Consider the following 17,962-nt stretch of genomic DNA (forward strand, 5'->3'; position numbering starts at 1 on the left):
ATGGCTTCTGATGAAAAGGCAAGAGTAACATTTGGAGGCTTTTCTAATAGAAGCCCTTCCGGTATTTGGAATGGAACTAGTTTATCTAACATGGAAGGTGCTTCAGCAACACATGATAAGGCTATTTCAATTGCTTTTAATATAGGAAGTCTAGCAAGTGGTGAAACTGTGGACTTTACATACTTCTACATGTTAGGCACGGATTATAGTAGTGTTTTAAATTGTAGTGATGAAGATGGAGATGGATTACCAGATATATATGATAAAGATGATGATGATGATGGAATTTTAGATGCAATAGAATCTAATGGAAATGATCCAGACGGTGATGAAGATGGAGATGGTATTTTAAATTGGCAGGATATCTTTGATAATAATTTCACAGGAGATGGCTCTATTACAAATTATACAGATGCTAATGGAGATGGAATACCTGATGTTTATGATAATGATTTAGATTTGATTCCAAACCATATGGATGTAGATTCTGATAATGATGGATGTTTTGATGCTGTTGAGGGTGATGAAAATGTCCAGTTTGACCAACTTACTAGTGAAGGTAATATAGATATTTCAACCCATGGAGGAAGTGATTCAAATGGGGTACCTAATTTAGTTAATAACTCAGGCCTTGCTGATATAGGGGGAGATCAAGGGCAGGGTTTAAGTGGTTATGTATATACTGCTACAAGGGTTATTGTAGATGCCACAAATTTAATCGATCAAACAGTTAATGTTGGAGAGGCTACAACTTTTTCAATTATTGCTTCTTCAGCAACAAGTACAAATATCTTTTCTGGAGTACCTCCAAATACGCTACCTAATTACACTGATGCCTCAGCAATTGATATTTCAAGTGGTCTTATTTATAAATGGCAAGTAGATGGAATAGATATTTCAGACAATAGTATTTATTCAGGATCAGCTACAAATACTTTAGAGATTTCGGATGTTACAGGCCTAAACGGAAAGACCTATAAATTAATCGTAACACACCCAGATAATCTCTGTGTTACTATAGAAAATGAAGCAGAATTAACTGTTATTGATCCATGTACCTTTGGTACAACACTAGGTACACCATCAACAAATGATCCTGATGGAGATGGTATTAATAATGATTGTGATTTAGATGATGATAACGATGGTATTTTAGATACTATTGAAATGGCGGTATGTACAAGTGACGGATTAACTGTATCACCAATAAACCCTGGATGGACAGATAGCCACGAGGGTTTTTATTTCATATTAGAAAATTCATCTTTTGCAGATCCTTCATTAGGGGGAGTATGGAATGTGGTTGGAACTTCACTGTTGACGGCTTGGGACAGTCCATCTAATGATCGCATAACGGAAAATAATTTTGAAGTAGATGGGTCAATTTGTCAAAAATGGAATACTTTTTCGGGAAATGAAGGGGATTCTCATCCTGCATCGCGTGTTAAACTTTTTTCCATTGATAGTGATGGTATCGAACATCGAACAGTAGATTTTAGTACGTTTTCAGGTAATAATTCTGCAATGTGGATATTACTAGCAGATGGTAGAGTTTTATTAACATTTGCAGGAGCAGTTCCGAAAGGAATTATATCAGCAATATATGCTAGCAATAAATCAGTTTCACAATTTCGTTTTGACAGAGCAGCACCAACTAGAATAAAACCAGATACACATCAAGTATATCTAGGTCAAGGGGCATTTATTGCTGGACTCCCTGTGTGTGATCCAGATTTTGATCAGGATGGTATACCGAATAGACTCGACTTAGATAGCGATAATGATGGTTGTAACGATGTTATAGAATCTGGAGGGATAGATTCGAATCAAGATGGAATATTAGATGGAACAGGTTACGATAGTGTTGGGCAAGTTACAGGGGGGACTGGAGGTTATGATGGTGCAACAGGTAATGAAATAGAAGCTGTTGTTCTACAGATTGATAACGATCCAAGTGATGCTACGATTTGTTTAGGAACGGATGTGACTTTTACAGGAGTAGCTTCTTCTTTGAGTACAACAACATTTACAGGTACTGCACCAGCAACCATACCAAATTATAGTGGAAGCACCGCAAGTACAACCGATTTAGTATACCAATGGCAAGAACAGGTTACAGGTTCTGGTCCATGGAATGATATAACCAATGGAGGAATTTACAGCAACGCTACAACGTCTAGCTTAACATTAACGAATCCGTTATTTGGAGTTTCTTCGAATAAATATAGACTGGTAGTTACCAGTACGAAAAATGTCTGTGCTAGTGTGTTTACTTCGGAAGTACTTCTAACAATTAATAATGTGGCAGGAGGAGCTATTGCAGGAAATCAAACAATTTGTAGCGGGGATAATCCGAATGCATTCTCAGAATCAGCAACTTCTATAGGAAGCGGAACTCTTAGTTATCAATGGGAAAGTAGTATTGATGGTGTTTCGTTTAATGATATATCGGGAGCAACATCTAATCTATATGACCCAGATATTTTAACACAAACTACTTGGTATCGTAGAAAAACAATTTCAGTATTAAATGGTGTATCGTGTGAAGCGTATAGTAATGAACTAAAGGTTACCGTAAGCATAGTAGAATCTTCTATAACGAATCCAACAGTTATAGAAAATAACGTCTTATGGTTAGAGAGTAGTGATCCTAATGGAACAGGTATACCTCCCTCTAATGGTAGTACAATCAATACGTGGGTAGATAAATCCCCTGAAAGTAATAATGCTACGGTACTCACAGGTCAAGGACCAGCAATGTATGATACAACGAATTCGATCAATGGAAATTCGGTTATGTCTTTTACTAGAGACTCAGGTTCCAATGGAGATGTATATGAAGTTTCAGGTTTAGATATTAGACCTATAACGAATCCTGATGTATCGATATTTGTAGTTTACAAACCAAAACCTACATCAGGTACTACAAATGGTATTTGGGGAGTTGACAATGGTACTTGGGATAGGTTTTTTTATATGAATTATAATAGCTTTGGTGGTCCGGAGGATGGTATTGTTGGATTAGGTCCTGGACATGATTATGCATTAATTACTGGGGGCGCTACCATTGGTGATACCAAATTACTATCAGTAGTTTATGATGGTGAAGTTAGTGGAGGTGTAAATAGTGGTCCTGTTAATGGGTCGTTAGTTAGATTTGGTTCACAAGTTGTAAGAACGTTTACGGATAATACACAAGCCTCTAATCAGCAAAGCACATTAAGGATAGGTTTTGATGGAGATGGTGGTTTTGGAAGTTTTTATTTAGCTGAGTTTATTGTGTATAACAGGTTACTTACGGATTGTGAAACATTTAGAGTGATTGAGTATTTGAGTAATAAATACGGAGAAAGTTATTCATCAATGATAACAACACAACCAACCGATCAAGTATCTTGTACAACAGAGGTAGTTAACTTTACATCCCAAGTATCTTCCGAGGTAACTTCTATAGAGTGGGAAGAGGAAACTTCATCAGGAATCTGGAGTAAGGTTAGTGACAATAGCATATACAGTAATTCAAATACATCAACACTAACAATAACCAATCCACCAGCAAATTATTCTGGACGAAGATATAGATTGAAAGCTACCTTATCGACGGGATTATGTCCCTGTATAGATTATTCGGAAGAGGTAACTCTTACGGTGAACGATATAAGTGCAGGAGTCATAGCGACGGACCAAACGATTTGTAGTGGTGATGATCCAATTGCTTTTACAGAGACCACAGCTTCAATGGGTGACGGAATATTGACGTATCAATGGCAAAGTAGTACAGACGGAACAAGTTTTACTAATATAGTAGGTGCAATTAATGCGACTTATGATGCAGGAGCATTGACTGCAGATACGTGGTATCAAAGAATTGTTACCTCTACTTTGTCAGGAGTGGCTTGTACAGCAATTAGTAATTCAGTTAAGATTTCTGTAAATCCATTACCGACAGTAGCAACGGATCCTACGGCTCATATTTGTAACAATGCGACTTTAAATCACGATCTAACAGGAGATACTACCGTCCCAGGAATTACCTTTAGTTGGGTAGCTGCGGATAATGCTAATGTCACAGGAGAAACGACTACTGCTTCTACTGCTACAAGTATTACCGATACGCTAGTAAATACAAGTAACAGCGTGCAAACGGTAACCTATACAATTACTCCTACCAGTGGTAATGCCTGTACAGGGGATGCGTATACCTATACGGTTACTATTGATCCGCAGGATTTTGTAGCGACGGATCCTACGGCTCATATTTGTAACAATGCGACTTTAAATCACGATCTAACAGGAGATACTACCGTCCCAGGAACTACCTTTAGTTGGGTAGCTGCGGATAATGCTAATGTCACAGGAGAAACTACTTCGGCTTCTACTGCTACAAGTATTACCGATACGCTAGTAAATACAAGTAACAGCGTGCAAACGGTTATCTATACGATTACCCCTACCAGTGGTAATGCCTGTACAGGGGATGCGTATACCTATACGGTTACTATTGACCCACAGGATTTTGTAGTGACCGATCCTACGGCTCATATTTGTAACAATGCGACTTTAAATCACGATCTAACAGGAGATACTACCGTCCCAGGAATTACCTTTAGTTGGGTAGCTGCGGATAATGCTAATGTCACAGGAGAAACTACTTCGGCTTCTACTGCTACAAGTATTACCGATACGCTAGTAAATACAAGTAACAGCGTGCAAACGGTAACCTATACGATTACCCCTACCAGTGGTAATGCCTGTACAGGGGATGCGTATACCTATACGGTTACTATTGACCCACAGGATTTTGTAGTGACCGATCCTACGGCTCATATTTGTAATAATGCGACTTTAAATCACGATTTAACAGGAGATACTACCGTCCCAGGAACTACCTTTAGTTGGGTAGCTGCGGATAATGCTAATGTCACAGGAGAAACTACTACTGCTTCTACTGCTACAAGTATTACCGATACGCTAGTAAATACAAGTAACAGCGTGCAAACGGTAACCTATACAATTACTCCTACCAGTGGTAATGCCTGTACAGGGGATGCGTATACCTATACGGTTACTATTGATCCGCAGGATTTTGTAGCGACGGATCCTACGGCTCATATTTGTAATAATGCGACTTTAAATCACGATCTAACAGGAGATACTACCGTCCCAGGAACTACCTTTAGTTGGGTAGCTGCGGATAATGCTAATGTCACAGGAGAAACTACTACTGCTTCTACTGCTACAAGTATTACCGATACACTAGTAAATACAAGTAACAGCGTGCAAACGGTTATCTATACGATTACCCCTACCAGTGGTAATGCCTGTACAGGGGATGCGTATACCTATACGGTTACTGTTGACCCACAGGATTTTGTAGCGACGGATCCAACGGTTCATATTTGTAACAATGCGACTTTAAATCACGATTTAACAGGAGATACTACCGTCCCAGGAACTACCTTTAGTTGGGTAGCTGCGGATAATGTTAATGTCACAGGAGAAACGACTTCGGCTTCTACTGCTACAAGTATTACCGATACGCTAGTAAATACAAGTAACAGCGTGCAAACGGTTATCTATACGATTACCCCTACCAGTGGTAATGCCTGTACAGGGGATGCGTATACCTATACGGTTACTGTTGACCCACAGGATTTTGTAGCGACGGATCCTACGGCTCATATTTGTAACAATGCGACTTTAAATCACGATTTAACAGGAGATACTACCGTCCCAGGAACTACCTTTAGTTGGGTAGCTGCGGATAATGCTAATGTCACAGGAGAAACTACTTCGGCTTCTACTGCTACAAGTATTACCGATACGCTAGTAAATACAAGTAACAGCGTGCAAACGGTTATCTATACGATTACCCCTACCAGTGGTAATGCCTGTACAGGGGATGCGTATACCTATACGGTTACTATTGACCCACAGGATTTTGTAGCGACGGACCCTACGGCTCATATTTGTAATAATGCGACTTTAAATCACGATTTAACAGGAGATACTACCGTCCCAGGAACTACCTTTAGTTGGGTAGCTGCGGATAATGCTAATGTCACAGGAGAAACTACTACTGCTTCTACTGCTACAAGTATTACCGATACACTAGTAAATACAAGTAACAGCGTGCAAACGGTAACCTATACGATTACCCCTACCAGTGGTAATGCCTGTACAGGGGATGCGTATACCTATACGGTTACTATTGACCCACAGGATTTTGTAGTGACCGATCCTACGGCTCATATTTGTAACAATGCGACTTTAAATCACGATCTAACAGGAGATACTACCGTCCCAGGAATTACCTTTAGTTGGGTAGCTGCGGATAATGCTAATGTCACAGGAGAAACTACTTCGGCTTCTACTGCTACAAGTATTACCGATACGCTAGTAAATACAAGTAACAGCGTGCAAACGGTAACCTATACGATTACCCCTACCAGTGGTAATGCCTGTACAGGGGATGCGTATACCTATACGGTTACTATTGACCCACAGGATTTTGTAGTGACCGATCCTACGGCTCATATTTGTAACAATGCGACTTTAAATCACGATCTAACAGTAGATACTACCGTCCCAGGAATTACCTTTAGTTGGGTAGCTGCGGATAATGCTAATGTCACAGGAGAAACTACTTCGGCTTCTACTGCTACAAGTATTACCGATACGCTAGTAAATACAAGTAACAGCGTGCAAACGGTTATCTATACAATTACTCCTACCAGTGGTAATGCCTGTACAGGGGATGCGTATACCTATACGGTTACTATTGATCCGCAGGATTTTGTAGCGACGGATCCTACGGCTCATATTTGTAATAATGCGACTTTAAATCACGATCTAACAGGAGATACTACCGTCCCAGGAACTACCTTTAGTTGGGTAGCTGCGGATAATGCTAATGTCACAGGAGAAACTACTACTGCTTCTACTGCTACAAGTATTACCGATACACTAGTAAATACAAGTAACAGCGTGCAAACGGTTATCTATACGATTACTCCTACCAGTGGCAATGCCTGTACAGGGGATGCGTATACCTATACGGTAACTATTGACCCTCAGGATTTTGTAGCGACGGATCCTACGGCTCATATTTGTAACAATGCGACTTTAAATCACGATCTAACAGGAGATACTACCGTCCCAGGAACTACCTTTAGCTGGGTAGCTGCGGATAATGCTAATGTCACAGGAGAAACTACTTCGGCTTCTACTGCTACAAGTATTACCGATACACTAGTAAATACAAGTAACAGCGTGCAAACGGTTATCTATACGATTACCCCTACCAGTGGTAATGCCTGTACAGGGGATGCGTATACCTATACGGTTACTATTGACCCACAGGATTTTGTAGCGACGGATCCAACGGCTCATATTTGTAACAATGCGACTTTAAATCACGATCTAACAGGAGATACTACCGTCCCAGGAACTACCTTTAGCTGGGTAGCTGCGGATAATGCTAATGTCACAGGAGAAACTACTTCGGCTTCTACTGCTACAAGTATTACCGATACGCTAGTAAATACAAGTAACAGCGTGCAAACGGTTATCTATACAATTACCCCTACCAGTGGTAATGCCTGTACAGGGGATGCGTATACCTATACGGTTACTATTGACCCACAGGATTTTGTAGTGACCGATCCTACGGCTCATATTTGTAATAATGCGACTTTAAATCACGATCTAACAGGAGATACTACCGTCCCAGGAATTACCTTTAGCTGGGTAGCTGCGGATAATGCTAATGTCACAGGAGAAACTACTTCGGCTTCTACTGCTACAAGTATTACCGATACGCTAGTAAATACAAGTAACAGCGTGCAAACGGTTATCTATACGATTACTCCTACTAGTGGCAATGCTTGTACAGGGGATGCGTATACCTATACAGTTACTATTGACCCACAGGATTTTGTAGCGACGGATCCTACGGCTCATATTTGTAATAATGCGACTTTAAATCACGATCTAACAGGAGATACTACCGTCCTAGGAACTACCTTTAGTTGGGTAGCTGCGGATAATGCTAATGTCACGGGAGAAACGACTACCGCTTCTACTACTACAAGTATTACCGATACGCTAGTAAATACAAGTAACAGCGTGCAAACGGTAACCTATACAATTACCCCTACCAGTGGTAATGCTTGTACAGGGGATGCGTATACCTATACGGTTACTATTGACCCACAGGATTTTGTAGTGACCGATCCTACGGCTCATATTTGTAATAATGCGACTTTAAGTCACGATCTAACAGGAGATACTACCGTCCCAGGAACTACCTTTAGTTGGGTAGCTGCGGATAATGCTAATGTCACAGGAGAAACTACTTCGGCTTCTACTGCTACAAGTATTACCGATACGCTAGTAAATACAAGTAACAGCGTGCAAACGGTTATCTATACGATTACCCCTACCAGTGGTAATGCTTGTACAGGGGATGCGTATACCTATACGGTTACTATTGACCCACAGGATTTTGTAGTGACCGATCCTACGGCTCATATTTGTAACAATGCGACTTTAAATCACGATCTAACAGGAGATACTACCGTCCCAGGAACTACCTTTAGTTGGGTAGCTGCGGATAATGCTAATGTCACAGGAGAAACTACTTCGGCTTCTACTGCTACAAGTATTACCGATACGCTAGTAAATACAAGTAACAGCGTGCAAACGGTTATCTATACGATTACTCCTACTAGTGGCAATGCTTGTACAGGGGATGCGTATACCTATACAGTTACTATTGACCCACAGGATTTTGTAGCGACGGATCCTACGGCTCATATTTGTAATAATGCGACTTTAAATCACGATCTAACAGGAGATACTACCGTCCCAGGAACTACCTTTAGTTGGGTAGCTGCGGATAATGCTAATGTCACAGGAGAAACGACTACCGCTTCTACTACTACAAGTATTACCGATACGCTAGTAAATACAAGTAACAGCGTGCAAACGGTAACCTATACAATTACCCCTACCAGTGGTAATGCTTGTACAGGGGATGCGTATACCTATACGGTAACTATTGATCCGCAGGATTTTGTAGTGACCGATCCTACGGCTCATATTTGTAACAATGCGACTTTAAATCACGATCTAACAGGAGATACTACCGTCCCAGGAACTACCTTTAGTTGGGTGGCTGCAGATAATGCTAATGTCACAGGAGAAACTACTTCGGCTTCTACTGCTACAAGTATTACCGATACGCTAGTAAATACAAGTAACAGCGTGCAAACGGTTATCTATACAATTACTCCTACCAGTGGTAATGCCTGTACAGGGGATGCGTATACCTATACGGTTACTATTGATCCGCAGGATTTTGTAGCGACGGATCCAACGGTTCATATTTGTAACAATGCGACTTTAAATCACGATTTAACAGGAGATACTACCGTCCCAGGAACTACCTTTAGTTGGGTAGCTGCGGATAATGCTAATGTCACAGGAGAAACTACTTCGGCTTCTACTGCTACAAGTATTACCGATACGCTAGTAAATACAAGTAACAGCGTGCAAACGGTTATCTATACGATTACCCCTACCAGTGGTAATGCCTGTACAGGGGATGCGTATACCTATACGGTTACTATTGACCCACAGGATTTTGTAGCGACGGATCCTACGGCTCATATTTGTAATAATGCGACTTTAAATCACGATCTAACAGGAGATACTACCGTCCCAGGAACTACCTTTAGTTGGGTAGCTGCGGATAATGCTAATGTCACAGGAGAAACTACTTCGGCTTCTACTGCTACAAGTATTACCGATACGCTAGTAAATACAAGTAACAGCGTGCAAACGGTTATCTATACGATTACCCCTACCAGTGGTAATGCCTGTACAGGGGATGCGTATACCTATACGGTTACTATTGACCCACAGGATTTTGTAGTGACCGATCCTACGGCTCATATTTGTAACAATGCGACTTTAAATCACGATCTAACAGGAGATACTACCGTCCCAGGAACTACCTTTAGTTGGGTAGCTGCGGATAATGCTAATGTCACAGGAGAAACTACTTCGGCTTCTACTGCTACAAGTATTACCGATACGCTAGTAAATACAAGTAACAGCGTGCAAACGGTAACCTATACAATTACTCCTACCAGTGGTAATGCCTGTACAGGGGATGCGTATACCTATACGGTTACTGTTGACCCACAGGATTTTGTAGCGACGGATCCAACGGTTCATATTTGTAACAATGCGACTTTAAATCACGATCTAACAGTAGATACTACCGTCCCAGGAATTACCTTTAGTTGGGTAGCTGCGGATAATGCTAATGTCACAGGAGAAACGACTTCGGCTTCTACTGCTACAAGTATTACCGATACGCTAGTAAATACAAGTAACAGCGTGCAAACGGTTATCTATACGATTACCCCTACCAGTGGTAATGCCTGTACAGGGGATGCGTATACCTATACGGTTACTATTGACCCACAGGATTTTGTAGCGACGGATCCTACGGCTCATATTTGTAATAATGCGACTTTAAATCACGATCTAACAGGAGATACTACCGTCCCAGGAACTACCTTTAGTTGGGTAGCTGCGGATAATGCTAATGTCACAGGAGAAACTACTTCGGCTTCTACTGCTACAAGTATTACCGATACGCTAGTAAATACAAGTAACAGCGTGCAAACGGTTATCTATACGATTACCCCTACCAGTGGTAATGCCTGTACAGGGGATGCGTATACCTATACGGTTACTATTGACCCACAGGATTTTGTAGTGACCGATCCTACGGCTCATATTTGTAATAATGCGACTTTAAATCACGATCTAACAGGAGATACTACCGTCCCAGGAACTACCTTTAGTTGGGTAGCTGCGGATAATGCTAATGTCACAGGAGAAACTACTTCGGCTTCTACTGCTACAAGTATTACCGATACGCTAGTAAATACAAGTAACAGCGTGCAAACGGTTATCTATACGATTACCCCTACCAGTGGTAATGCCTGTACAGGGGATGCGTATACCTATACGGTTACTATTGACCCACAGGATTTTGTAGCAACAAATCCTACGGCTCATATTTGTAATAATGCGACTTTAAATCACGATCTAACAGGAGATACTACCGTCCCAGGAATTACCTTTAGTTGGGTAGCTGCGGATAATGCTAATGTCACAGGAGAAACTACTACGGCTTCTACTGCTACAAGTATTACCGATACGCTAGTAAATACAAGTAACAGCGTGCAAACGGTAACCTATACAATTACCCCTACTAGTGGTAATTTCTGTACAGGGGATGCGTATACCTATACGGTTACTATCGATCCTCAGGATTTTGTAGCGACCGATCCTACGGCTCATATTTGTAATAATGCGACTTTAAATCACGATCTAACAGGAGATACTACCGTCCCAGGAACTACCTTTAGCTGGGTGGCTACGGATAATGCTAATGTCACAGGAGAAACTACTTCGGCTTCTACTGTTACAAGTATTACCGATACGCTAGTAAATACAAGTAACAGCGTGCAAACGGTTATCTATACAATTACCCCTACCAGTGGTAATGCCTGTACAGGGGATGCGTATACCTATACGGTTACTATTGACCCACAGGATTTTGTAGCGACGGATCCAACGGTTCATATTTGTAACAATGCGACTTTAAATCACGATCTAACAGGAGATACTACCGTCCCAGGAACTACCTTTAGTTGGGTAGCTGCGGATAATGCTAATGTCACAGGAGAAACTACTTCGGCTTCTACTGCTACAAGTATTACCGATACACTAGTAAATACAAGTAACAGCGTGCAAACGGTTATCTATACGATTACTCCTACCAGTGGTAATGCTTGTACAGGGGATGCGTATACCTATACAGTTACTATTGATCCTCAGTATTTTGTAGCGACGGATCCTATGGCTCATATTTGTAACAATGCGACTTTAAATCACGATCTAACAGGAGATACTACCGTCCCAGGAACTACCTTTAGTTGGGTAGCTGCGGATAATGTTAATGTCACAGGAGAAACTACTTCGGCTTCTACTGCTACAAGTATTACTGATACGCTAGTAAATACAAGTAACAGCGTGCAAACGGTTATCTATACAATTACCCCTACCAGTGGTAATGCCTGTACAGGGGATGCGTATACCTATACGGTTACTGTTGACCCACAGGATTTTGTAGTGACCGATCCTACGGCTCATATTTGTAACAATGCGACTTTAAATCACGATTTAACAGGAGATACTACCGTCCCAGGAACTACCTTTAGTTGGGTAGCTGCGGATAATGCTAATGTCACAGGAGAAACTACTTCGGCTTCTACTGCTACAAGTATTACCGATACGCTAGTAAATACAAGTAACAGCGTGCAAACGGTAACCTATACAATTACTCCTACCAGTGGTAATGCCTGTACAGGGGATGCGTATACCTATACAGTTACTATTGATCCACAGGATTTTGTAGTGACAGATCCTACGGCTCATATTTGTAATAATGCGACTTTAAATCACGATTTAACAGGAGATACTACCGTCCCAGGAACTACCTTTAGCTGGGTAGCTACGGATAATGCTAATGTCACAGGAGAAACTACTTCGGCTTCTACTGCTACAAGTATTACCGATACGCTAGTAAATACAAGTAACAGCGTGCAAACGGTTATCTATACAATTACTCCTACCAGTGGTAATGCCTGTACAGGGGATGCGTATACCTATACGGTTACTATTGATCCACAGGATTTTGTAGTGACCGATCCTACGGCTCATATTTGTAACAATGCGACTTTAAATCACGATCTAACAGGAGATACTACCGTCCCAGGAACTACCTTTAGCTGGGTGGCTACGGATAATGCTAATGTCACAGGAGAAACTACTTCGGCTTCTACTGCTACAAGTATTACCGATACGCTAGTAAATACAAGTAACAGCGTGCAAACGGTTATCTATACGATTACCCCTACCAGTGGTAATGTCTGTACAGGGGATGCGTATACCTATGCGGTTACTATTGACCCACAGGATTTTGTAGGGACGGATCCTACGGCTCATATTTGTAACAATGCGACTTTAAATCACGATCTAACAGGAGATACTACCGTCCCAGGAACTACCTTTAGTTGGGTAGCTGCGGATAATGCTAATGTCACAGGAGAAACTACTTCGGCTTCTACTGCTACAAGTATTACCGATACGCTAGTAAATACAAGTAACAGCGTGCAAACGGTTATCTATACGATTACTCCTACCAGTGGTAATGCTTGTACAGGGGATGCGTATACCTATACGGTTACTATCGATCCTCAGGATTTTGTAGCGATGGATCCAACGGTTCATATTTGTAACAATGCGACTTTAAATCACGATCTAACAGGAGATACTACCGTCCCAGGAACTACCTTTAGTTGGGTAGCTGCGGATAATGCTAATGTCACAGGAGAAACTACTTCGGCTTCTACTGCTACAAGTATTACCGATACGCTAGTAAATACAAGTAACAGCGTGCAAACGGTTATCTATACGATTACCCCTACCAGTGGTAATGCCTGTACAGGGGATGCGTATACCTATACGGTTACTATTGACCCACAGGATTTTGTAGTGACCGATCCAACGGCTCATATTTGTAACAATGCGACTTTAAGTCACGATCTAACAGGAGATACTACCGTCCCAGGAACTACCTTTAGTTGGGTAGCTGCGGATAATGCTAATGTCACAGGAGAAACTACTTCGGCTTCTACTGCTACAAGTATTACCGATACGCTAGTAAATACAAGTAACAGCGTGCAAACGGTTATCTATACGATTACTCCTACCAGTGGTAATGCCTGTGCAGGGGATGCGTATACCTATACGGTAACTATTAATCCACAGGATTTTGTAGCGACGGATCCAACGGCTCATATTTGTAATAATGCGACTTTAAATCACGATTTAACAGGAGATACTACCGTCCCAGGAACTACCTTTAGTTGGGTAGCTGGGGATAATGCTAATGTCACAGGAGAAACTACTTCGGCTTCTACTGCTACAAGTATTACCGATACGCTAGTAAATACAAGTAACAGCGTGCAAACGGTTATCTATACGATTACCCCTACCAGTGGTAATTTCTGTACAGGTGATGCGTATACCTATACGGTTACTATTGACCCACAGGATTTTGTAGCGACGGATCCTACGGCTCATATTTGTAATAATGCGACTTTAAATCACGATCTAACAGGAGATACTACCGTCCCAGGAACTACCTTTAGTTGGGTAGCTGCGGATAATGCTAATGTCACAGGAGAAACTACTTCGGCTTCTACTGCTACAAGTATTACCGATAGGCTAGTAAATACAAGTAACAGCGTGCAAACGGTTATCTATACAATTACTCCTACCAGTGGTAATGTCTGTACAGGTGACGCGTATACCTATACGGTTACTATTGACCCACAGGATTTTGTAGTTATTAATCCATCGATTACAATAACAAGTGGAGAAACTTTATCTTATAATATAAGTTCAGGTATTTTTGTTAGTGGAGCATCGTTTGAATGGATTGGATCTAATAATCCTGAAGTTTTAGGGATTAATTTATTTACTACAACTAATAATACTATAACTGACGTATTGATAAATAATTCTAATACTAATCAAGTTGTTGTTTATACTATTACTCCTCGAACGTCTAATGGATGTGTAGGAAATCCATATACTTATACAGTTATTGTTTTAGCAGATAGTGATGGCGATGGTATTCCAAATGATACAGATGTCGATGATGACAATGATGGAATACCGGATAGTGCAGAGGGAACAGGTGATACAGATGGCGATGGAATACCAGATAGTTTAGATTTAGATAGTGATAATGATGGGATTTTAGATGTAGATGAAGGCGGAAATGGTGATTTAGATACTAATGGCGATGGCGTAATCGATTCAAATGACACTGGGTATGTAGATTCAGATAATGATGGACAAGCAGATGATTCAGTAGATACAGAAGAGGAGCCAGATACTGATGGCGATGGTGTGCCAGATTATCAAGATTTAGATAGTGATAATGATGGAATAAACGATGTTATTGAGAATGGTAATGGTGATTTAGACACGAATAATGATGGTGTTATCGATTCAAATGATACTGGCGGGTCGGATAGCGATGAAGATGGTATATCCGATAGTGTAGATTCAGATTCGTCTAATTTTGGCGAAGGCAATGGAGGAGAAGGTGATACTGTTGATACTGATGGTGATGGTGTTCCAGATTATCAGGATTTAGATAGTGATGATGATGGTATCAATGATATAACAGAAGGCGGTAATGATGATGAAGATGGAAATGGATTGGTAGATGGTCCAGATAGTGATGGTGATGGAATTTTAGATGAAGTAGATGAGGATGATTCAGGTTTTGGAGATACAGGAAATACAGATGTAAATGATACAGATCCAACGGAATCCAAATAGTGGAGGAACAGGAGTAGTACCAGATAGTGGAACAGATAGTGATGGGGATGGAATTTCAGATAGTGTTGATGGAGATGATACAGCATTTGGAGATTTTATAGATACAGATGGTGATGGAATACCTGATAATATAGATGTTGATGATGATAATGATGGAATACCGGATAGTGCAGAGGGAACAGGTGATACGGATGGTGATGGAATACCAGATAGTTTAGATTTAGATAGTGATAATGATGGGATTTTAGATGTAGATGAAGGCGGAAATGGTGATTTAGATACTAATGGTGATGGCGTAATCGATTCAAATGACACTGGATATGTAGATTCGGATAATGACGGACAAGCAGATGATTCAGTAGATACAGAAGAGGAGCCAGATACTGATGGTGATGGTGTGCCAGATTATCAAGATTTAGATAGTGATAATGACGGAATAAATGATGTTATTGAGAACGGCAATGGTGATTTAGACACGAATAATGATGGTGTTATCGATTCAAATGATACTGGCGGATCGGATAGTGATGAAGATGGTATATCCGATAGTGTAGATTCAGATTCATCTAATTTTGGCGAAGGCAATGGAGGAGAAGGTGATACTGTTGATACAGATGGTGATGGTGTTCCGGATTATCAGGATTTAGATAGTGATGATGATGGTATCAATGATATAACAGAAGGCGGTAATGATGATGAAGATGGAAATGGATTGGTAGATGGTCCAGATAGTGATGGTGATGGAATTTTAGATGAAGTAGATGAGGATGATTCAGGGTTTGGAGATACAGGAAATACCGATGTAAACGATACAGACCCAACGGATCCAAATAGTGGAGGAACAGGAGTAGTACCAGATAGTGGAACAGATAGTGATGGAGATGGTATTTCAGATAGTGTTGATGGAGATGATACAGGCTTTGGAGATTTTACAGATACAGATGGTGATGGAATACCTGATAACATAGATGTCGATGATGATAATGATGGAATACCCGATAGTGCAGAAGGAACAGGTGATACGGACGGTGATGGAATACCAGATAGTTTAGATTTAGATAGTGATAATGATGGGATTTTAGATGTAGATGAAGGCGGAAATGGTGATTTAGATACTAATGGTGATGGCGTAATCGATTCAAATGACACTGGATATGTAGATTCGGATAATGACGGACAAGCAGATGGTTCAGTAGATACTGAAGAGGAGCCAGATACAGATGGTGATGGTGTGCCAGATTATCAAGATTTAGATAGTGATAATGACGGAATAAACGATGTTATTGAGAATGGCAATGGTGATTTAGACACGAATAATGATGGTGTTATCGATTCAAATGATACTGGCGGATCGGATAGTGATGAAGATGGTATATCTGATAGTGTAGATTCAGATTCATCTAATTTTGGCGAAGGGAATGGAGGAGAAGGTGATACTGTTGATACGGACGGTGATGGTGTACCGGATTATCAGGATTTAGATAGTGATGATGATGGTATCAATGATATAACAGAAGGTGGTAATGATGATGAAGATGGAAATGGAATAGTAGATGGTCCAGATAGTGATGGTGATGGAATTTTAGATGAAGTAGATGAGGATGATTCAGGCTTTGGAGATACAGGAAATACAGATGTAAATGATACAGACCCAACGGATCCAAATAGTGGAGGAACAGGAGTTTTACCAGATAGTGGAACAGATAGTGATGGAGATGGTATTTCAGATAGTGCGGATTTAGAGAACACTGTTTTTGGAGATGCAGTAGGAGTAGATGATTGTGTTATTGTTTATAATGAATTTACACCTAATGATGATGGAAGTAATGATACTTTAATTATTAATTGTATTGAGAATTATCCAAATAATACATTAGAGATATTTAATCGCTGGGGTAATTTAGTGTATAGTAAAAAACAATACAAAAACACTTGGGATGGTACTTCTAACGGAAGAGCAAATATTCAAGTAGAAGATAAGTTACCTTCAGGTACGTATTTCTATGTTCTTGATTTAGGAAATGGAAATAAAGTTAAAAGAGGATGGATCTATATTAATAAAGATTAAACAAAATTTAGTAAGTAATGAACAAAATATTATAGTATATAATTATTAGTAGTAAACCATATTCGCAGCAAGATCCTCAGTATACACAATATATGTTTAATACAATGAGTGTAAATCCTGCGTATGTTGGCTCAAAAGGACATACTATGATAAATGTCTTGGCGCGCACGCAATGGGTAGGGATTGATGGAGCTCCAGATACGCAAACATTAAGTTATGAAATACTTTTAGGTTATTCTGGAATGGTTTTTAGAACCTATTTGGTATTTGTTATAAACACAGCGGTTTTGTGATAATTGTTATAGAATTTTTTAAGTACATAAACAAGTACTATTTAAGTACAAACTATTATTAGAAACTACCCTACGAGTAAGAATTCAATGCCTATAT

3 protein-coding genes are annotated in these 17,962 nt (G+C 40.3%); all 3 read left to right on the top strand.

Going from position 1 to position 17,962, the window contains the following annotated elements; translation table 11 throughout:
- The 3 genes from ACMFBB_RS14600 to ACMFBB_RS14610 are packed head-to-tail and all read left to right on the top strand — an operon-like array spanning position 1 to position 17,865.
- Positions 1-15,504 (top strand): PKD-like domain-containing protein, encoded by a 15,504-nt coding sequence (locus tag ACMFBB_RS14600; protein WP_435261488.1) that lies wholly within the window; start codon positions 1-3, stop codon positions 15,502-15,504.
- Positions 15,476-17,572 (top strand): gliding motility-associated C-terminal domain-containing protein, encoded by a 2,097-nt coding sequence (locus ACMFBB_RS14605; RefSeq protein WP_435261489.1) that lies wholly within the window; start codon positions 15,476-15,478, stop codon positions 17,570-17,572. Before ACMFBB_RS14600 ends, ACMFBB_RS14605 begins: the two co-directional genes overlap by 29 nt.
- Positions 17,573-17,616: 44 nt before the next feature.
- A complete protein-coding gene (locus tag ACMFBB_RS14610) occupies positions 17,617-17,865 on the top strand; it encodes a type IX secretion system membrane protein PorP/SprF (protein ID WP_435264314.1) in 249 nt (82 codons plus the stop codon).
- Positions 17,866-17,962 lie beyond the last annotated feature (97 nt).

This window comes from Tenacibaculum sp. nBUS_03 (assembly GCF_051201695.1).
GTDB lineage: Bacteria > Bacteroidota > Bacteroidia > Flavobacteriales > Flavobacteriaceae > Polaribacter.